This is a genomic window from Cylindrospermum sp. FACHB-282 (assembly GCF_014697195.1).
Taxonomy (GTDB): domain Bacteria; phylum Cyanobacteriota; class Cyanobacteriia; order Cyanobacteriales; family Nostocaceae; genus Cylindrospermum.
In genome coordinates, this window is record NZ_JACJRJ010000041.1 from 1 (window position 1) to 20,261 (window position 20,261).

The window sequence follows — 20,261 nt, forward strand, 5'->3', positions numbered from 1 at the left end:
TCCGCACTGTTTGAACTACGTTCAAAAACATTTGAGAGGTTTTCGCAATTTCCCGCTATTCATCCCCACATAAGAGCGTACTCGCAAGGTGGGGACTTTCGCGTTACGTTAAAAGGTAAAATTCAAATTGATTTATTTTCGAGTTGGTAATTCTTTTGTTAATTAACCCTAGCTTTTCCCACTTCAGCCTTCAGCCTCAGGGGTATCAGCTTGAAAGGGGTCTTCACCAATTTTAAGTTGCTTTTTCGTGCGTTTTAATTGCTTCCATAGGGCTTTTATTTCTTTATAAGCTTGATCTGGCGGCAGTTTTCCACCCGTTTCTAAATTGCAGATGTAGCTGACTCGCTGGGCGAATTCCTGTAGATTGGCATTAAAAACCAAGTTCTCTGGCTTTATATGACCATAGTAGCGACCACGAGGATAGAGAAAATCGTCTTTGCTCACCATTTTTTCTCCATTTATTCAACCATTCCAAAAATGCTATCCAGAGCTAACATTTTTTTCTTGCTTAAAGCTGGAAGCGTCGGCGCTATCCATTCCACAGCGTGACACGGTAGAAATTACCGCCTGTTGCAGACTAGTTGCTACAACTCTGGAAACCAGAGCAACACACTGGCTCAAATTGATAGAGGCATTTAAACCTCGATCAATTACTGTTGATTGTCCGTCATCGCTTTTTTGTCAGATCAGGATTAATCAAGCGGTTCCACTCCCTTGGCGACTTGGTGATGGGGTAATTAGGTTGATTCTGATTTTGGCAAAAGATAATAAAGCTTAAAATTATTGAACAGCAAGCTTTGCAAAGAAAGTTTATGCCAAATTTACAAAATATGTTACTTCACTATTATCTAAGTTACCAACATATTTGATCTTATTCCATGATTGAGGAAATTTGGATTTTAATCAACTTCACCTGATAACGCCAGCTAAAAAGTATTAATAGATACCTTTTTCGGAATAAAAATTTGATGCCGATCAAACCTTGACAAAATTAACTGTGAAAAAATGTAGTTTTATGCAAAATTTAACCAGCGGCAAAGAACATCACCCTTGACCGCTGCTAAATGTTTAATTAGTATTAATTATTACTAATAAAACGCGGCAGATACGAGGCTAGTTATTTAAGGATTTTGCACTTCCCGCCATCTCTTATAAAATGGTTAAGCCGGAAACGACAAAATCTGCCCATCGACTAGGACAATACCAGTCACCATGTCTGTTAATTCCAAGCTATACGAAGGCAAAGCGAAAATTCTCTACACAACGGACGATCCCGAAGTCTTGTTGGCTGATTTCAAAGACGATGCCACTGCATTTAACGCCCAAAAACGTGGCAGTATCAAGGAAAAGGGCATTATCAACTGTAGCATTTCCAGCAAGCTGTTTCAACAGTTAGAAGCTCACGGCATCAAGACTCACTTTATTGATAGCCCAGCCCCAAATCAAATGCGGGTGAGGGCGGTGAAGATTTTGCCGTTAGAAGTGGTTGTCAGAAATATTGCCGCTGGTAGTCTCTGTCAGCAGACAGGGCTGCCACTGGGTACCCTGCTCCAACCGCCTTTAGTAGAGTTTTATTACAAAAACGATCTCTTGGGAGATCCTCTACTGACACGCGATCGCCTGCTGCTGATGGCACTAGCCACTGCGGAACAAGTTGACACCATTACCCATCTTGCATTGCAAATCAACGATTTTCTCATCGGCTTTTGGCAGCAGTGCGGCATTACCCTAGTAGACTTCAAACTAGAATTTGGTGTGGACTCACAACAACAGGTGCTGTTAGCAGATGAAATTAGCCCCGACACTTGCCGTCTATGGGACATAGCCGAAGAAGACCCTAACCGCCGGGTAATGGACAAAGACCGATTCCGCCGTGATCTAGGCAATGTAGAGAATGCCTACCAGGAGGTATTACAACGAGTGTTAAAAGTAGTAGAAGCTACAAATTAAACAGGTAAAAACTATAAAAAGTAAAAAGGATTTCTTGTGAATTTTGCCTTTTGGCTGACGCCTTGTAAAGTAAAAAGGCAAAAGTAAGAAACTATGTGTTTACTTTTATCTTTTGCCTGAGAGCATGATTGCCTTGTAATGGTGTGTGGTAGTGAAGAGGAATATAAATAAAATGCGTTTATCTCCCGGATGGATAGTAGCGGTAGCCATTGCAACCCCTTTGGGCGGCTCTCTGAGCGCAAATGCACAAACCGCTAACAGTGTAAAGCAGACAAAAGAGGTTTTGACATTAGGAATAAATCAGCAGCAGGAAACAGATATTGCTCAAAGAGACTCTAGTGAAAGTGGAGAATCTCACCCCAAGCCAACTGAAGTACTTCTGGAGACACAGCCTCACCAGTCCCCAGTAGTCCAAGTCTTAACAGCCAAGGCCGCAGCACTAACAACAGCAGATGTCATCCTCCCAAATGCGATCGCCCCCATCACCCCAAATGCCAAGGCCGCAGTATTAACAACAGCAGATGTCATCCTCCCAAATGCGATCGCCCCCATCACCCCAAATGCCAAGGCCGCAGTATTAACAACAGCAGATGTCATCCTCCCAAATGCGATCGCCCCCATCACCCCAAAGGATGTAATCGCGGCAAAAACTGCACAAATTCCACAAAGCACCCCAAACTCCACCCCTCAACCAACGCCTCCCCCAGAGTCTCAAACCAATCCCACTCCAGAGGAAATCAATCCACCAACAGCTCAACCTGTCTTCCCAGGGACTCCCGAAGCAGCTGAACCCCGCGTACTGGTGTCGGAAGTATTAGTCAAATCCGAAACTGGGCAAATCCCAACGGAACTTGAAGACCAAGTCTACAAAGTAATTCGTACCCAACCAGGACAGACGACAACTCGCTCTCAACTACAAGAAGATATTAATGCCATCTTTGGTACAGGCTTTTTTGCCAACGTCCAAGCAGTGCCAGAAGATACTCCCTTGGGCGTGCGGGTGAGCTTTGTTGTACAGCCTAACCCAGTACTCACAAAGGTAGAGGTGCAGGCAAATCCAGGCACTGGCGTTACCTCCGTACTCCCTGCCAATACTGTAGATGAAATCTTTCGCGAGCAGTATGGCAAAATCCTCAACTTGCGTGACTTGCAGGAAGGGGTCAAGCAGTTAACCAAACGGTATCAAGACCAAGGTTATGTGCTGGCCAACGTGATTGGCGCACCGCAAGTCGCAGAGAATGGAGTTGTTACCCTCAAAGTAGCAGAAGGGGTAGTGGAGAACATTAAAGTCCGGTTCCGCAATAAAGAAGGTCAGGAGACAGACGACAAGGGACAAGCGATTCGTGGTCAGACGCGGGAGTATATTATTAAGCGTGAATTGGAGTTAAAACCAGGACAAGTATTCAACCGCAACCTAGTACAAAAAGACTTACAGCGGGTATTTGGACTAGGACTGTTTGAAGATGTGAATGTCTCTCTCGATCCTGGTACTGACCCCAGCAAGGTGGATGTAGTAGTGAATGTGGCTGAACGCAGCAGCGGCTCTATCGCCGCAGGGGCAGGGATTAGTTCTTCTAGTGGACTGTTTGGTACTGTGAGCTATCAGCAGCAAAACTTAGGGGGAAGAAACCAAAAACTGGGAGCCGAGGTACAAGTGGGACAACGGGAACTACTGTTTGACCTCCGGTTTACAGATCCATGGATAGCGGGAGACCCATACCGGACTTCTTATACAGCCAATGTTTTCCGCCGCCGTTCAATTTCTTTGATTTTTGATGGTAAAGATAATGACATTGAGACTTATAAAGTAGGTGAAACCGAAGGCGATCGCCCCCGTATTACCCGGCTCGGTGGTGGTATCACCTTTACCCGTCCCCTTTCCGCCAATCCCTACAAAGAATCTGAATGGACAGCTTCAGCAGGCTTGCAGTATCAACGAGTTTCAACCCGTGATGCCGATGGCAATATCAGAAAAGATGGGACAGTCTTCACAAATGGAGTACCTGGAGAACTCATTCCCCTGAGCCAATCGGGAAAAGGTGAAGATGATTTGCTACTATTCCAATTTGGCGCACAGCGCGATCGCCGTAACAACCCCTTGCAACCAACCGGCGGTTCTTACCTCCGCTTGGGAGTCGATCAGTCCGTGCCCATAGGAACAGGTAATATTCTCCTCACTAGATTACGGGGTAACTACAGCCAATATTTCCCCGTAAAATTTCTCGGCAAAAAACCACAAACCCTAGCATTTAACTTGCAAGGGGGCACTGTCCTCGGTGATTTACCTCCCTACGAAGCCTTCACTATTGGTGGTAGCAATTCTGTCCGGGGCTATGAAGAAGGAGGATTAGGCAGTGGACGCAGTTATGTCCAAGCATCTGTTGAGTATCGCTTCCCTGTCTTCTCCGTAGTCAGCGGCGCACTGTTTTTTGATTTTGGTAGTGACCTGGGAACCACTACCAAAACAGCCCAGGTGCTGAACAAAAGCGGCAGTGGCTACGGCTATGGTTTAGGTGTGCGTATACAGTCCCCACTTGGGCCAATTCGCATAGACTATGGACTCAACGACGATGGCGACAGCCGCATTAATTTTGGTATTGGTGAAAGGTTTTAAGTTAGTGATAAGTTAGAGCGCTTCTCTTCTCTTCTCTTCTCTTCTCTTCGAGACGCTCCGCGAACGAGACGCTCCGCCAACGAGACGCTCCGCGAACGAGACGCTCCGCCAAAGCTCTAGCCATACCCGTGGTACTAGGGATTGAGGCTTAGGCATTAGTGATTGGAGATCAATAATTCTCCATGATCATCCTTGTCCCCAGTAAAGAGTCCCCTAAGCTAAGTACTCTTGACTTTTGATGAATCTATTTTCCTATTGGCTTGCTAATTTTTACTTTTGCCCTAATACTATACCCATAAAGGGATTAGTGACATTTTTAGGGGTAGATCAGGGTTTTTACCAAAAACTGAACATGAACAATACTAACCTGAATATCTTGAATTTCCACCTATGCAACAGCACACCCTAGCTGGGGAAATCACCCAAACAGGCGTGGGACTGCATAGCGGTGTGAGTACCCACGTAAGGATACTACCCGCTGAGGTGGGAAGTGGACGCTACTTTGTGCGGGTGGATTTGCCAGACTTGCCAATTATTCCCGCCCAAGTCGCGGCGGTTAGTCAGACTGTTCTATCAACTCAGTTGGGTGAAGGTGAGATATGCGTTCGTACGGTGGAGCATTTATTGGCGGCCCTGGTGGGGATGGGTGTAGATAACGCCCGCATTGAAATCGATGGGCCAGAAGTGCCGCTTTTAGATGGTTCGGCAATGGTGTGGACAGTCAGCATCGCCCAAGTTGGCTTAGTATCACAACCAGTTACTGCCAACAAGGTACCTCTGGCTATTGAGCAGCCCTTATGGGTTTATCAAGGTGATGCTTTTGCCTGCGCCCTCCCAGCACCAGAAACCCGCTTTAGCTATGGCATTGACTTTGAGTTATCCGCTATTGGTAATCAATGGCATAGTTGGTCAATAGCTAGGGATTTAGAAAATACCTCTACTAGCTTTGCTGCGGAAATTGCTCCCGCCCGTACTTTTGGGTTGCTGCACCAAATTGAATATCTGCAACAATCAGGATTAATTAAAGGTGGCAGCTTGGATAATGCACTCATTTGTGGAACTGAAGGTTGGTTAAATCCGCCATTAAGATTTGCAAATGAGCCAGTACGTCATAAAATCTTGGATTTAGTAGGAGATTTGAGTTTATTGGGAAATTTTCCCCTAGCTCATTTCATCATGTATAAGGCTAGTCACAATTTACACATTCAACTAGCCAAGAAAATTTTAGATTTGAGATTGTAGATCCCAATCTAAAACCTCGAATTCAATATGGCAACTGCCAGCCTACTTAATTTCCAGATTGCAAATCAACTACACTACCAATGTCAATTTCCACTGCTAATTCCATCGACGAGACCATACCAGCATCTACGACACTTCAGGAAAATAATGAAAATACGCCTATATCTGAGATTAAAACGACTTTTACATCTGAAGAAATTCAGCAGATCTTACCCCACCGTTACCCTTTTTTACTTGTAGACCGAGTTATTGACTACGTACCCGGTAAACGAGCAGTGGGCATTAAAAATGTTACATTCAATGAACCCCATTTTCAAGGGCATTTTCCAGGACGCCCATTAATGCCAGGAGTGCTAATTGTCGAAGCGATGGCACAAGTCGGGGGTATTGTCATGAAACAAATACCCACTGCTGAAAGCGGACTATTCGTTTTTGCTGGGATCGATAAAGTCCGTTTCCGTCGCCAAGTAGTACCAGGAGATCAGCTAGTGATGACCGTGGAACTGTTGTGGATAAAACAACGTCGTTTCAGTAAAATTCGAGCTATGGCAGAAGTTGATGGTCAACTAGCTGCTGAAGGCGAACTCATGTTTTCTCTAGTTAGCTAATAATTTGCTTGCATGGTGTGGGCATAACCGTGAAGTGCCCTAACTGATTTTTGCCAAAAGCTGGCAGCAAAATCAACAAGCCATAGTAGCATTTGATAATTTATTGATTTTCGACGCCCTCACACGCTCACTTACTTTGCCCGACACTTTCGGACACTGAATATTTAATACACAGCAACGCCAGTTGCCTTAACTCACGCCATGAGGGCGGCGCTGGTTCCTCAAGACAGTTCTGGAGATTCACCCTTGAAGACGCTTATTCATCCAACTGCTGTAATTCATCCTAACTCGGAAGTCCACCCAACAGTGCAAATCGGTGCCTATGCTGTGATTGGAGCGCATGTCAAAGTCGGCTCTGAAACTGTAATTGGTGCCCATGTCGTGCTAGAAGGACCGTGTGAGATTGGGGCGCGAAATCAGATTTTTCCGGGAGCAGCTATCGGCATGGAACCCCAGGATCTAAAATATGTGGGAGAACCAACCTGGGTCAAAATTGGTAACAATAATTTGATTCGTGAGTACGTTACCATTAACCGCGCCACCGGGGGCGGTGAAGCGACTGTAATTGGTAATGGTAACTTGCTGATGGCTTATGTCCATGTGGGTCATAACTGTGTGATTGAGGACTCTGTGGTGATTGCCAACTCTGTGGCGTTGGCGGGTCATGTTCACATAGAGTCACGCGCTAGGCTGAGTGGGGTTTTAGGTGTGCATCAATTTGTGCATATCGGTGGTATGGCAATGGTGGGAGGTATGGCTCGCATTGACCGAGATGTACCCCCATATATGCTAGTGGAGGGAAATCCAGCGCTGATACGAACCCTCAACTTAGTGGGACTCAAACGCTCTGGTATGAACTCAGGAGACTTCCAAATCCTGAAAAAAGCTTTCCGCATCCTCTACCGCTCTAACTTAACTTTTAAGGAAGCCTTGGAAGAACTGGAACAGCTAGGGGATACCGCAGAATTGCAGCATCTACGTCGCTTTTTGCTACTTTCTCAAATGCCAGGAAGGCGTGGTTTGGTTCCCGGAAAGGGGAAAAAGGGTGTAAGTTATGAATCTTGACTGATGAATGATGAATTAATTTGCGATTCTTCATTCGTCGTTACCTAGTTCTTATGCCCTATTTTCTGTGAGTAAATGCGGATATTTATCAGTACTGGCGAAGTTTCTGGCGATTTGCAAGGGTCGCTACTAATTACAGCACTACAGCGTCAAGCTGTAGTTGCTGGATTGGAGTTAGAAATTGTGGCTCTGGGTGGTGACAAAATGGCAGAGGCCGGGGCAACTATTCTGGGCCATACTAGTGGTATTGGTTCAATGGGTCTGATTGAATCCCTACCTTATGTTTTGCCGACTCTCCAGGTACAACGAGTGGCGATCGCATCCCTGAAGCAAAATCCCCCTGATTTGGTGGTACTAATTGACTATATGGGGCCAAATATCGGTATTGGTAACTATATGCGCCGGCATTTGCCCCAAGTGCCTGTAGTTTATTACATCGCTCCCCAAGAGTGGGTGTGGTCGATGAATGTGGATAACACCACGCGGATTGTCAATTTTACCGACAAGCTGTTGGCCATCTTTCCGGAAGAAGCCCGTTATTATCAAAAAAATGGCGCTAAAGTTAGTTGGGTGGGACATCCTCTTGTAGACCGGATGGAGAAGGCTCCCAGTCGTACATCCGCCCGCGCTAAATTGGGAATTGAGCCAGACCAAATGGCGATCGCACTTTTGCCCGCTTCTCGCCACCAAGAAATAAAATATTTATTACCAGTAATTTTCCAAGCCGCCCAAACTATTCAAAGTAAATTACCTGAAGTTCATTTTTGGATTCCTCTATCTTTAGAAATCTACAGACAGCCAATTGAAGCGGCAATCAAGCATTACGGCCTACGAGCTACTGTGATATTAGCTCAACAACAAGAAGTTTTTGCCGCCGTTGATTTCGCCATTACTAAATCTGGTACTGTTAACTTAGAACTAGCTCTGTTCAATGTGCCCCAAGTTGTTGTTTACCGCCTCAGCCCAATTACTGCTTGGCTTGCCCGTAAAATTCTCAAAGGTTCTATTCCCTTCGCCTCACCACCCAATTTAGTACTGATGAAGCCGATTGTGCCAGAGTTCTTACAAGAGCAAGCCACACCAGAAAATATTACCCAAGCGGTGATGGAATTGTTACTCAATCCCAGTCGTAGAGCGCAAACTTTGGCAGATTATCAGGAAATGCGGCAGTGTTTGGGAGAAGTAGGAGTATGCGATCGCGCCGCCCAAGAAATTCTGCAAATGCTACCAGTTTAGAAGTTTCAACTTTGCAGTTGCGGGTGATTCGTTACAATTGAGAATTAGTTTAGAAATATGAAAAAACAACGGCCGATTGCAGTTGATTTGTTCGCGGGTGCAGGTGGAATGACCCTGGGCTTTGAACAAGCCGGTTTTGATGTGCTTGCATCTGTAGAAATAGATCCAATTCATTGTGCAATTCACGAATTTAATTTTCCCTTTTGGACAGTTTTGTGTAAAAGCGTTGAGGAGACAACAGGGGTAGAAATTAGGAATAAGTCTAAGATTGGTAATAGTGACATTGATGTAGTATTTGGTGGCCCACCATGCCAAGGTTTTTCATTAATAGGTAAACGCTCTTTTGATGACCCCAGAAACTCTCTAGTTTTTCATTTTATTAGGTTAGTTTTGGAATTACAACCAAAGACATTTGTTTTGGAAAATGTCAAAGGAATGACCATAGGAAAGCATAAAGCATTTATAGCAGAAATCCTCAATATCTTTGAGCAAAATGGTTATAAATCACATAGCACTTATCAGGTGTTAAATGCTGCTGAATATGGAGTTCCACAGAATCGTGAGAGATTATTTTTAATCGGTTGCCGCCATGATCAGCAACTATCAAATTATCCAAATCCTATAACGAAAATAGCAAAATCAAATAAATCATTTACGCCTAATCAACTTCCATCAACTCCCACAGTCTGGGATGCTATTAAAGACCTTCCTGAAGTAGAAGATTATCTAGAACTCTATAAACAAGATTGGGTATTTGCAGATTTTGGAAAACCCAGTGATTACGCCAAAAAGCTCCGTGATTTTTGCACTACAGACAATAACTATTCATATCAACGTAGATATGATTCTACAATGCTCACATCAAGTTTAAGAACAAAACATTCTCTAGAATCCGTCAAAAGGTTCGAGTCTACCCCACATGGTAAAACAGAATCAATAAGTCGTTTCTATAAACTTGACCCTGAAGGTATATGCAATACACTAAGAGCGGGAACTGCTAGTAATAGAGGAGCATACACTTCTCCTAGACCAATACATCCACATACACCAAGATGTATCACCGTCAGGGAAGCTGCACGCTTACATTCTTATCCTGACTGGTTCAGATTCCATGTAACAAAATGGCATGGTTTCCGCCAAATAGGAAACTCTGTTCCACCCCTTTTAGCTAAAGCAGTAGCATCAGAGATTCTCAAATCTCTAGATATTATTCCACATAAACCTATAGCTACACAAGATTTAGGAAATAGTAGTTTTCTGAAATTTGGTATGTCAGAAGCAGCTAAATGTTTTGGTGTAAATCCCCATGTAATTGCACCCCGAATAAGACAGCCAAGTATTAAACAAAACCATCAGCATCAACAGGTAAGCATTAATGAGTAAAGAAGGAATATATAACGCAATTATCACTGGAATTTTCAACCGTTATTATCAACCTAATTTGGATAACTTTGAATTTAACCGCGATGAGCTTCCAGAAATAGCTAATCAGCTAGGTATTCAACCCCCTAAAAACCTTGGTGATCTTCTCTATTGTTTTCGTTATAGAAGACCACTACCTAAAGCTATAACAGATAAAGTACCTGAAGGCATGGAATGGATTATAGAGTCAAAAGGTAGTAGTAATTATAGTTTTCGGCTGGTACAAATGAATCGAATTATCCCTAATAAAAATCTAATAAAAATTAAAATTCCTGATGCAAGTCCTGAAATAATTGATAAGTATATGTCAGGTGATGAACAGGCACTTTTAACTAAAATACGTTACAACAGATTAATTGATATATTTTTAGGCATTACAGCATACTCTTTACAAAATCACTTAAGAACTACAGTGACAGGAGTTGGTCAAATAGAAATAGATGAAATTTATGTAGCCATAAATAGTAATGGTGTGCAATTTATAATCCCTGTTCAAGCTAAAGCAGGTAATGATCAAATTGGTGTTGTTCAGACAAAACAAGATATTGGTTACTGTACTGAAAAATTTCCTGATCTAATTTGTCGTTCCATATCAGCACAATTTATGGAAAAAAATCTAATTGCTATGTTTGAATTAGCAATAGAAGAAGGTGAAGTAAAAATTGTGCAAGAGAAACATTTTAACCTGGTTCCAGCAGAGCAAATTTCTGAAGCAGATTTAAAAAATTATAGAAATTATGAATAGAAAATTAGCTTGAATTCTTTGTTTTTATAAAATTTGCCTGTTTTTAGTAAAAACCCCCTGTTGTTAGGGGGTATCCACTTCTTTCAACGAGGGCATCCATAATTTATTTATCACCCCATGACAACAAGATTATGCAGAGTGAGCATATTTCATCAAGAAATAGCACATTTTTTTCTCGTTTAGTGGTGGGTTAAGATGATGCAAAGCCCCCTAGAAGCTAGATTATTTCCATACTAGGGCATTTTTCTCAGCATAGCTGAGATTTCGCTGATACTCTAGAATTTTTTGTTGGGCTAGTGCATAATTAGAACTAGAAGCTGGTACATTTTTCATTAGTTCAATGGCTCTTTTCCACCCATTGACAATATTATTCCATTCAGTTTTAGATTTTGCTGATTGGGTGAGGTTCGCTGCAATGATTGCTTGATTCACAGCCTCTCGAAAATTATCAGTTTGCGTTAATGTAGAAGGTGCTGATTGAGGCTGAGAAATGACAGCAAGAGGTATATTTTTTTGAATATTTAGTAATTGCGAAAACAAGTAGATGCCGACAGCAACTAAGGGAGTTACAAGGATGAGGAGCAATTTTTTATTTAACTTAATCTTAAGATAATTTCGTGAATTTTGCTCAGATACCGCTACCAGTTCTGTTAACTGCGATTTTCCCTTTTTGATTTGAGTTAAACCCATATCAGCACGCAATTGATCAAGTTCTAAATCTGTGGCATTACTAATATAAATTTTATGTTTACCTTGATATTTTTGAAGCATCAATTTCAGCTTTGGTATAAGTTTTTTCCTAAAAATATATTCACCCTGATAAAGATATACAGTAATAATAGTCCAAATTATAAACCAAGGTCTGTTTACGAAATCATTATTTTCAATGCTACTAAAAACCACCTTTGCAGCACGTCCAGTCATGCGTCCAGCACATCCACTTATTACATCTCCTGTTTGATAGAGTGATTTGCAATCTACAAATGCTAATTCCGAAAAAATAGTTAGGATTAATATAAAGGACAATCCTATGACAACTGTGGCATAAAACCCTTCCCATAAGCTACTTGAATGGGGTATCCATTTGGGCAAACATAAACGTTTATTTGATTCGTTTTTCTTCCAAATAAACCAGAAAATATGGTAAATAAATGACAAGAAAATTGTTGGTATTAATAAGCCAAATAGAATAGAAAATATTAATAATAAAGGGCTATTTGCGATAGCTGATACAATGACTCCTGTAAATCCAAAGAATATCAAACCCGCACCTGGAAAGGCTAAAGGAATTAGGATAGCTGCCCTAAACCAAGAACTAGGGTATGGGAACCATGCAGGCCAATGGAACTTTTGTATTTTTTGCTTAGTAGCTTCCAAACTATTTGGCTTGGTCATAATCAGTGAAAGATAAAAACTGAGAACTAAGTCTTATATTCTCAGAATTGTCCTCTTAAAGCACTAAGTAATATTTCGATAATTTTTTAGGTGATTTATTTAAAATATAATTACAAGTTTGAAACAAGTAAGTAAAATTACTGAACTGTTCACATATCATATATAATAATCATATTTTCATTCAGGGAAATTGCTTGGTTAAGGAACCGCAGAGTACACAGAGAGAAGAAAGAAGAATATTTACAATTAATTTAGGACTGCTTTAGCAGGGGTAAATTGAAAAGTATCGCCCATTGTACGTTACCAAAAAGTAGTTTTTCTTTTCGGCACTGGCTAAATTTTCAGGATTACTGTTACGCATATTTATGTTTTTGTAAGTAAGTTGTGGTTAACTGATTGCTAATGTTGGGCAAATTATCAATAAATTTGGCATTTGCCTGTTAGCAAAGGGTTACATTATCTTTAGAATTAAAGATATCTGTAGCTACACCGTTACTAGAACCGATTTCGGAACCGAAAATTTTTTAATTCCTGCTTTAAACATGAAAATTTATCAGCATCATGCTTGGCCCTCGACACTAGAGGAAGCCATAGCTATCCAAGAAAGCCTGCAAACACAGGTAATCACTACAGACCAACTAAAAGAACCTGTCCAGTATGTTGCGGGTGTGGATATGGGTTTTCTCGAAGATGGTACGATTAGCCGTGCTGCTGTAGCGGTGCTGAGTTTTCCCGATTTGCAGTTGGTGGAGACAAGCCTAGCATATCGTCCCACAACTTTTCCTTACATTCCTGGTTTCCTCTCTTTTCGGGAAATCCCCGCTGTTCTCGATGCCCTAGAAAAGATTAAAATTACACCAAATATCATCCTGTGTGATGGTCAGGGAATCGCTCACCCCCGGAGATTTGGGATAGCTTGCCATTTAGGATTGCTGCTGGATATGCCGACCATTGGCGTAGCAAAATCGTTGCTCATTGGCAAGCATGAGGAATTACCAGACAAGAAAGGTAGTTGGCAGCCATTGATACATCACGGTGAAAAGATAGGGGCAGTTCTACGGACGCGGACGGGGGTTAAACCTGTGTATGTCTCCAGTGGTCATCGAATCAGCTTACCGACGGCGATTGATTACGTATTGCGCTGCACACTAAAATATCGCCTGCCAGAAACTACGCGTATTGCTGATAAATTAGCCTCGGCGAGATAATGATTTATTGAAGTTTCTTCTCAAGACTTGCTTGCTACAACTCAATCGTGTTAGGAATCGCACAGAAAGGAGTTGAAGTAGCTAAATACGATTTACCTAAGTTAGAACAATGAACGCACTAACTTTACAGTGGCAAGATGCAGGTCAAAATAAAACACAGAATATTTACGAACAACAGCCAAGTAAAAATCCTGGTACTGTGCGTATTGGTCGTGATCCACGACAGTGCGATATTGTTGTGACTAATCCAACTGTATCGGGTCTGCACGTGGAAATTTTTTTTCACAGCCAGCAGCAACGCTTTTATATTAGAAATTTGCGATCGCCAAATCCCCCCCTTGTAGATGGAAAGCAACTAGTCCAAGGTGAAATGCCTTTGACTGAGGGCAGCATGATCTATTTGGGACAAATGAAACTCTATGTTACTACTGTGATCATCAACAGCATTCCGGCAACAATTTTGGCACCATTGCCACTACCCGTTGCACAGCCCAAACCACAGGCAAATTTAGGACATCACCACCATCAACAGTCATCCCCAACACATCCGCGAGGCGTTTATGGATTAGAGTGTCCTCGATGCCATAAAGTTTCCCCCGCTGAAAATCTGCAAGTAGGCTGTCCTTGGTGTGGTACATCTTTAGCAGCAGCAGTAAGTGTACTGGTAGCACCCAGTAATTAGGGACATGGGAAAACAAATCAATTCAAAATTCAAAATGTAAAAGTCAAAAATTGGATTCTTCATTTTGAATTTTGAATTTTGAATTTTGAATTAGAGCGCAGCGAATGACTAACCAAATTAAATTAAGTTGGGAAGATCCAGCAACCGGAGAACGGCGAGAACCAAATTTGAGCGTACCGATCGCATTTGGTCGAGAATTCGCCCGATTACCTGCTGAACTCAGGGGGCAGCGTGTTTCGCGGATGCTGCTGAATAGTAACGAAGTCTCTCGCTATCATGCCTTAATTGACTGGGAACAAAACCAACCGGTAGTGATTGACCAAGCTAGCGTTAATGGTGTAATTGTCAATGGTCAACGGCAAACGCGCAGTATTTTAGCTAATGGCGATACGTTACAAATTGGCCCCTACATAATCACGGTGACCTTTGGTATCAACGTCACCGCCCAAATCATCAGCAACCGTTCAGAAATTCAGTTTAACCCAAATACTAATCTCCCAGACCCCAGTTTACCGCTAGCCCGTCCGGTAACGCCTCTAGGTAGCAATTTTCCCCCACCAGCATTTCAGGCGGAAAATGTCTCTGTACAAGCGCTTCATGCTACAGGCTTACCAGTTGATGAATTTGATTATCTAGCAATTGGGGCGGGACTTGGTAGTTTTGTCTGGGTTGATTTGCTGCGAATTAGTGGCGTCCGTCCTGACAAAATTTTGGCTTTGGGATTAGAAGCGGAACCCTACGCACGTTATAAACGCCTTTGTCTAAATTCGCAAATTCCCTTACAGGAAAGATTGCGCTCTAATTCTGACTCTTGTCCTGATAATATTTGGGGCTGGCCTAGCTATGCCTTGCGGGAATCTTGGCGTGATTTCACCAAAGGTCAGATAAACTCAGCATCTAAGTATTTGTGGCAAGTATTTTCTGAACCAACTTTTATAGAAACTTATACACCCCGTGCGGCTAACGTCTTTGATTCTTTAGATCGAGAGGCCCAGCGCATTGGCTGGAATCAAATTTATCGTTATGGGCGAGTTAGGTCAATTCGCAAAACTGATGATGGTAGGTATTGTGTAGCCTATTCTCGTCAAGGAGGCGGAAATCATGCTTTTGTTGTTACTCGTTATTTACATTTGTCTCCTGGGTATCCAGCAATTCAATTTCTTCCAGATTTGCAGGCTTATCGCGAAAAATATCAAGATTTTAAGTCTGTCGTCAATGCTTATGAAGCACACGATCATGTTTATCAACAGTTGGAGCAACAGGGTGGAACTGTATTGATTCGGGGCCGGGGAATTGTGGCTTCGCGGATTTTTCAGCGGATTTATCAGGCCAGACAGCAAAATCGCCAGATTACAGTTTTGCATTTAATGCGATCGCCTAAACCCCAAGGCAACAAATTTCAAACAGCAACACGTCTAGTCAAAAATCATTACGAATTTCAACCCTTTAACTGGCCAAAAGCCTGTTGGGGTGGTGAACTCCGGGCTATGTTAGAAAAAGCAACTCCCGAAGAACGCAAAAGCTTACTAGCAGACTGGGGCGGTACAACCACAGCAGATCGTCAAGACTGGCAGCGCATCACCGAACAAGGTTTAAAAGAAGGCTGGTATCAAATTGCCTTTGGTGAAGTGTTAGACGTAGAACAAGATGGCCAAAACCGCACAATTACCAGTATCCAAGAAAAAGGCTTTGGGGAAATGAAGCTAGCCGCTGACTTTATTATTGACGCCACCGGACTAGATGCCAAAGTAAATGCCAGTCCCCTACTAGAAGACTTAGTCAAGCATTACAGCCTACCGCTGAATTATCTAGGGCGGTTAGTAGTAGCGAACAATTTTGAACTGGTAGAAATGCGTAGTGGCAAAGGGCAGATGTACGCAGCTGGGGCAATTACCCTCGGTGGCCCCTATGCAGCCGTTGATAGTTTCCTCGGCTTGCAGTACGCCGCCCTAGTCGCCGTCGATGGACTCGCCACCGCCCGTGCGCCAGGAGTTCAGCGTTTGAGTGCTATAAGTTCCTTTAGGCAGTGGTTGAAGTGGGCGTTAAATCAGTCACCCTAGAGAACTCCAAAAAATATAGCGCTTCTCGCTTCATTGCCATACTCTCGGAACCCCTAGAAAATCGCTATAAATCATCCCGTAGAAGAGGCCCGAAAGCCTGTTAGCGAAGAGGAAAAGGGGCAGGGATCTCTTAGCAGGGGGGAAAACCCCATAAATAAATTTAGGCGATTGAAACCCTTTTGGTAGGGGAATCTCATGAATCCTCCCCCTGCCCCCTGCCTCTTCTGTCTGTCAGGTTGTTTAACTAAATCCCTCTGCGGATTCATGAAAATAGGAATTAGTTGCTTCAAAAATAGAGCATATTCTAGTTTTTTCATCAGTGCATAAATCCTCATGGCTAAAGTTGAAGAATTTGCACCTGAAAAACTCTCCGAAGCAGACCTAAAACCGCGAGGGAGAGTTCAACTGAGTCCTGTCAGTTGGCGAGATCAATTTTTGTACCAGCTAATACCGGATAGATTTAGTGACGGTAATGAAGCTGAACGGGAACTCTTTGACCCCACCAACCCTTTAAGATACAAGGTTAAAGACAAAGCTGACTGGATGGCAGCAGGCACAAAGTTTGTAGGTGGCACTCTCAGGGGAATTAAAAGTAAACTGGACTACTTGCACCGCCTGGGAGTAACAACACTCTCGATTAACCCACCTTGGCGACAACGCCCGGAACTAGAAACTTACCACGGCTACGGCATTCAAAATTTTTTGGATATTGACCCCCGTTTTGGGACTCGCCAAGATTTAAGAGATTTGATCGATGCTGCCCACGATCGCAGCATGTATGTCATCTTAGGTGTAGTCTACAACCGTAGTGGCAATAACTGGTTCTACAGGGACGAAAACAATGGCAGTCCCAGAGACACCATGCCTTACCGCCAATGGCCTCCCTATCCTGTTCATGGTTGGCGTTCTAGCACAGGCGAAAGCATCCCCGAAATCACCACTCTCGTCGATGGCGTTTGGCCAGAGGAATTTCAAAATCTCAACTGGTACTCCCGTTCTGGAGAAATTGCCAGCTGGGAATTTTCATATTGGGAAGATGTTCTCAGCGCCTATGCAGAATTTCGGCGTGGCGACTTCTATGATCTCAAAGACCTGAACCTAGATAAAAATGAAGTAATTGCAGCTTTAGCAAAAGTTTATCAGTATTGGATTGCTCTCTCTGACTGCGATGGCTTGGGGATGGATGCAATAAAGCAGGTTTCTCCTCAAGATTCCCGTCAATTCTGTACTGCAATTCGCGAATATGCCCAATCTATCGGGAAGGAAAATTTCTTACTGACAGGAGAGATAACTTCCGATAGCATGGCGGGCCCATACATTGACATTATTGGTCGTAACCTTAGCGCCATACTAGACATTATGCATGCTCCTAATAAATTGGGGGCAATGGTGAAGGGATTAGTACATCCCAAAGAGTTTTTCGATTTGTATGGCGAAAATAATCTTGCAGGCCAATATCGGCAAATAGGGCTGTATCATGTCTCCGTTTTGGATGACCATGATATGATATCCCGTCCCAGCAAGCAGCGGTTTGCCGCCCATAGCAATGTCCCTAACCTCTATCAACAGGTCGCCCATGTTGTCGGCGTGCAATTAACTATGCCGGGAATTCCTGCTATATATTATGGGACAGAACAGGCTTTTGATGGCAATGAAGGTAATCACGACTACAACGTAGAAGGTGGTCGTTTTGCTGTAGATAGATACATCAGAGAAGCTATGTTCGGCGGCGCTTTTGGTGCCTTTCAAACGGCAGGCTGTCATTTTTTCAATCCAGATCATCCTACCTATTTGCGGATTTCTGCGATCGCTCGTCTTCGCAACAATCAAGATAAAATTGGCAAAGCTCTGCGCCGTGGACATCACTACCTGCGCGAAACATCCTTTTGTAACTACCCATTCTCGATTCCCGGACAAGGAGAATTGGTTGCTTGGTCACAGATTTTATTTGATACAGAAGTTTTAATGGTACTCAACACTCACGGCTTAGAAAACCGGGGTGCAGAAGTGACAGTAGATACTTTCATCCATCCCAACGGCTCAACAATGACTTTTTTGTACAAAGGTGATTGGAATCATACAGAATTACGTTATCCACCAGAAAATCAAATTGTATCTGTGCAACATCACAATGATAGTCGGGCATCTGTGAGAATTGATTTACCTCCCTCTGGAATGGCGATTTTAGTGTAGTAAATCAGGGAAATTTAGAGACTCTACATCTACATAACTAGCAGCTTAGGCTAAATAGTATTCTTGCAAGAGTTTTAATGTCTCGACATTTGAATTAATGATCTATCTTTTAAAAGAGAAAATCACTATGAACAACGTAATTAATTACAACAACGATAAAGGACTCCTCGCTTATATTCAGTTTCTGGTATCTAGGGCACTGAAACTTGGAGAAGGTAATACTGATCCAGTCTTTGATTTCGAGGATGCACTTGATCAAACAGAGATGGCGCAGCTAGCTGTTGATGCGTTGAAAAAAATTCCTGAAGTCAACGCCTTATTTACAGAACGCTGGCTCCCTGCTGCTTTCAATCTTGATGATTTAGGCAAGCTTCCAGAGGGAACTTTAGGTAATGTTTATGCCAGGGAAATGAAAGCTAGAGGCTTCGATCCCTACTTCTACAAAAAAGTTCCTGTCGTTGATGACATTTCTTATCTCAAAATGCTTTGGAGATCCACCCATGACATTTACCATGTCGTCGCTGGATTTGATACTAATGCAATTGGTGAAATTGGGTTACAAGCTTTTTTCTTGGCTCAAACTCCAATTCCTATTAGTGTCATGCTTGTGAGTTTTGGCATGGTGATAGTTAGTCTTTATCAACCGACTAAATTCCAGGATTTAATGCATGAAATAGCTCGTGGTTATCGACTGGGTTCTCATACTCCAGGTAAATTTATAGCTCAAAAATGGGATAAAATGTGGGACGTAAAAGTTGTGGAAATTCGTGCCCATTTAGGATTGAATTCGATGGAGTAAAACTGGTTTTTTAAAATGGTTTTGTTCAAACAGAAAATGAATTATTTAGCAGCATCTTCCCACAAGACTAAATAAAAAATTCTCCAGTAAATGGTGGAAGATAGAGTTAGTTACTCTGAAACTGCCAGAAAATTTCTGAATCAGTCGTCAACACCAATTCTGTTTTCTGCCAGTTGCTGAGAGCAATGCTATTTGAGGAAGAACTATTATTAGGTAGGCTGGAAATTACATAAAAACTATGGTATAGAAATGTATAGAATATTGTAAAGATATAAAATATAGTCTTTATAAAATGCAAACTTTCTTAGCTTCTTCCTCAATGCAGCTGTCTATACGACCAAACCAATGTCAGCCTTTGAAAATTATTGCCCTGGGAGATAGCTTAGTATATGGATTTGGCGACCCTGAAAAAGGGGGCTGGGTTGAGCAATTGCGACGGTGGTGGATGTTGCCGGATAGTTCCGGTCATGTGCTTTATAATCTAGGAGTGCGGGGCGATCGCACCCAGCAAGTCGCTCAAAGGCTAGAGGTAGAATTTCGCCATCGGGGTGAACTGCGAAACCGTGTCCCTGACTTGATTATTTTGTCAGTCGGCGTTAATGATTCAGCCCGGTTAGCTCGTGGAAATGGCAGAAACCACACCGATTTTGCTATGTTTGAATCAGAAATGGCTTCTCTACTAGAACAAGCGCAGCAACTCTGTCCCGTGCTATTTGTAGGCATGGTACCCGTAGATGAAGCTAAAATGCCTTTTCTCGATTGCTTCCACTTCAATCATGCTGATCAGTACCGCTACAAAGAAGCAACTCGAATTGCTTGCAACAAAAGGCAGATACCCTATCTGGATATTTTCGATCAATGGATGAAACGCGGTCAAGCTTGGCAGCGCAAACGTTTGAGCGATGATGGTCTTCACCCCAATACCCTAGGCTATCAAGCTTTGTTCGAGGACGTAATCAATTGGCAAGCGATCGCCACCTACCATGCTAAATTTGATTACCAGCTAAAACCATAGTGCTAAGTCATCAGATTCTTAAGCCCT

The 20,261-nt window shown here is 42.7% G+C and carries 16 protein-coding genes; 14 read left to right on the forward strand and 2 right to left on the reverse strand.

The features are described 5' to 3' along the window. Nucleotides 1–183 precede the first annotated feature (183 nt). On the reverse strand, nucleotides 184–447 hold the full coding sequence (locus H6G32_RS19400; protein WP_190461187.1) for a DUF7219 family protein: 264 nt from the start codon (nucleotides 445–447) through the stop codon (nucleotides 184–186). 765 nt (nucleotides 448–1,212) lie between these two features. On the opposite strand from H6G32_RS19400, the gene purC reads away from it, so the two are divergent. The 8 genes from purC to H6G32_RS19440 all read left to right on the forward strand — a co-directional run bounded on the left by purC (nucleotide 1,213) and on the right by H6G32_RS19440 (nucleotide 10,882). Next, on the forward strand, nucleotides 1,213–1,950 hold the full coding sequence (purC, locus tag H6G32_RS19405; RefSeq protein ID WP_190461189.1) for a phosphoribosylaminoimidazolesuccinocarboxamide synthase: 738 nt from the start codon (nucleotides 1,213–1,215) through the stop codon (nucleotides 1,948–1,950). 172 nt (nucleotides 1,951–2,122) lie between these two features. Next, on the forward strand, nucleotides 2,123–4,564 hold the full coding sequence (locus H6G32_RS19410; protein ID WP_190461191.1) for a BamA/TamA family outer membrane protein: 2,442 nt from the start codon (nucleotides 2,123–2,125) through the stop codon (nucleotides 4,562–4,564). 390 nt (nucleotides 4,565–4,954) lie between these two features. Continuing rightward, on the forward strand, nucleotides 4,955–5,806 hold the full coding sequence (gene lpxC / locus H6G32_RS19415) for a UDP-3-O-acyl-N-acetylglucosamine deacetylase (protein ID WP_190461193.1): 852 nt from the start codon (nucleotides 4,955–4,957) through the stop codon (nucleotides 5,804–5,806). Nucleotides 5,807–5,886: 80 nt separating this feature from the next. Then, nucleotides 5,887–6,414, forward strand: coding sequence for a 3-hydroxyacyl-ACP dehydratase FabZ (gene fabZ / locus H6G32_RS19420; RefSeq protein WP_190461195.1), 528 nt, complete (start codon nucleotides 5,887–5,889; stop codon nucleotides 6,412–6,414). Nucleotides 6,415–6,660: 246 nt separating this feature from the next. Continuing rightward, nucleotides 6,661–7,479, forward strand: a complete 819-nt coding sequence (lpxA, locus tag H6G32_RS19425) for an acyl-ACP--UDP-N-acetylglucosamine O-acyltransferase (RefSeq protein WP_190461197.1) — start codon at nucleotides 6,661–6,663, stop codon at nucleotides 7,477–7,479. 75 nt (nucleotides 7,480–7,554) lie between these two features. Then, nucleotides 7,555–8,715, forward strand: coding sequence for a lipid-A-disaccharide synthase (gene lpxB / locus H6G32_RS19430; RefSeq protein WP_190461199.1), 1,161 nt, complete (start codon nucleotides 7,555–7,557; stop codon nucleotides 8,713–8,715). Nucleotides 8,716–8,772: 57 nt separating this feature from the next. Beyond that, on the forward strand, nucleotides 8,773–10,098 hold the full coding sequence (locus tag H6G32_RS19435; protein ID WP_190461201.1) for a DNA cytosine methyltransferase: 1,326 nt from the start codon (nucleotides 8,773–8,775) through the stop codon (nucleotides 10,096–10,098). Further along, nucleotides 10,091–10,882 (forward strand): endonuclease, encoded by a 792-nt coding sequence (locus H6G32_RS19440; protein WP_190461203.1) that lies wholly within the window; start codon nucleotides 10,091–10,093, stop codon nucleotides 10,880–10,882. Before H6G32_RS19435 ends, H6G32_RS19440 begins: the two co-directional genes overlap by 8 nt. A gap of 222 nt (nucleotides 10,883–11,104) precedes the next feature. Here H6G32_RS19440 and H6G32_RS19445 read toward each other — a convergent pair whose 3' ends face one another. After that, on the reverse strand, nucleotides 11,105–12,277 hold the full coding sequence (locus H6G32_RS19445; RefSeq protein WP_190461204.1) for a hypothetical protein: 1,173 nt from the start codon (nucleotides 12,275–12,277) through the stop codon (nucleotides 11,105–11,107). Nucleotides 12,278–12,819: 542 nt separating this feature from the next. On the opposite strand from H6G32_RS19445, the gene nfi reads away from it, so the two are divergent. The 6 genes from nfi to H6G32_RS19475 all read left to right on the forward strand — a co-directional run bounded on the left by nfi (nucleotide 12,820) and on the right by H6G32_RS19475 (nucleotide 20,234). After that, nucleotides 12,820–13,485 carry a deoxyribonuclease V gene (gene nfi, locus H6G32_RS19450; RefSeq protein WP_190461206.1) on the forward strand — a complete coding sequence of 222 codons (666 nt, stop codon included), beginning with the start codon at nucleotides 12,820–12,822 and terminating at the stop codon, nucleotides 13,483–13,485. A gap of 109 nt (nucleotides 13,486–13,594) precedes the next feature. Beyond that, a complete protein-coding gene (locus tag H6G32_RS19455; RefSeq protein WP_190461208.1) occupies nucleotides 13,595–14,167 on the forward strand; it encodes an FHA domain-containing protein in 573 nt (190 codons plus the stop codon). Between the two features lie 104 nt (nucleotides 14,168–14,271). After that, nucleotides 14,272–16,227, forward strand: a complete 1,956-nt coding sequence (locus tag H6G32_RS19460; RefSeq protein WP_190461210.1) for an FHA domain-containing protein — start codon at nucleotides 14,272–14,274, stop codon at nucleotides 16,225–16,227. A gap of 333 nt (nucleotides 16,228–16,560) precedes the next feature. After that, complete coding sequence (locus tag H6G32_RS19465) at nucleotides 16,561–18,420, forward strand: alpha-amylase family glycosyl hydrolase (protein WP_190461213.1); 1,860 nt, start codon at nucleotides 16,561–16,563, stop codon at nucleotides 18,418–18,420. Nucleotides 18,421–18,547: 127 nt separating this feature from the next. After that, nucleotides 18,548–19,219: a Coq4 family protein gene (locus H6G32_RS19470; RefSeq protein ID WP_190461215.1), complete on the forward strand. Its 672-nt coding sequence runs from the start codon at nucleotides 18,548–18,550 to the stop codon at nucleotides 19,217–19,219. Between the two features lie 292 nt (nucleotides 19,220–19,511). Beyond that, nucleotides 19,512–20,234, forward strand: coding sequence for a GDSL-type esterase/lipase family protein (locus tag H6G32_RS19475; protein ID WP_190461217.1), 723 nt, complete (start codon nucleotides 19,512–19,514; stop codon nucleotides 20,232–20,234). The last annotated feature ends 27 nt before the right edge of the window (nucleotides 20,235–20,261 follow it).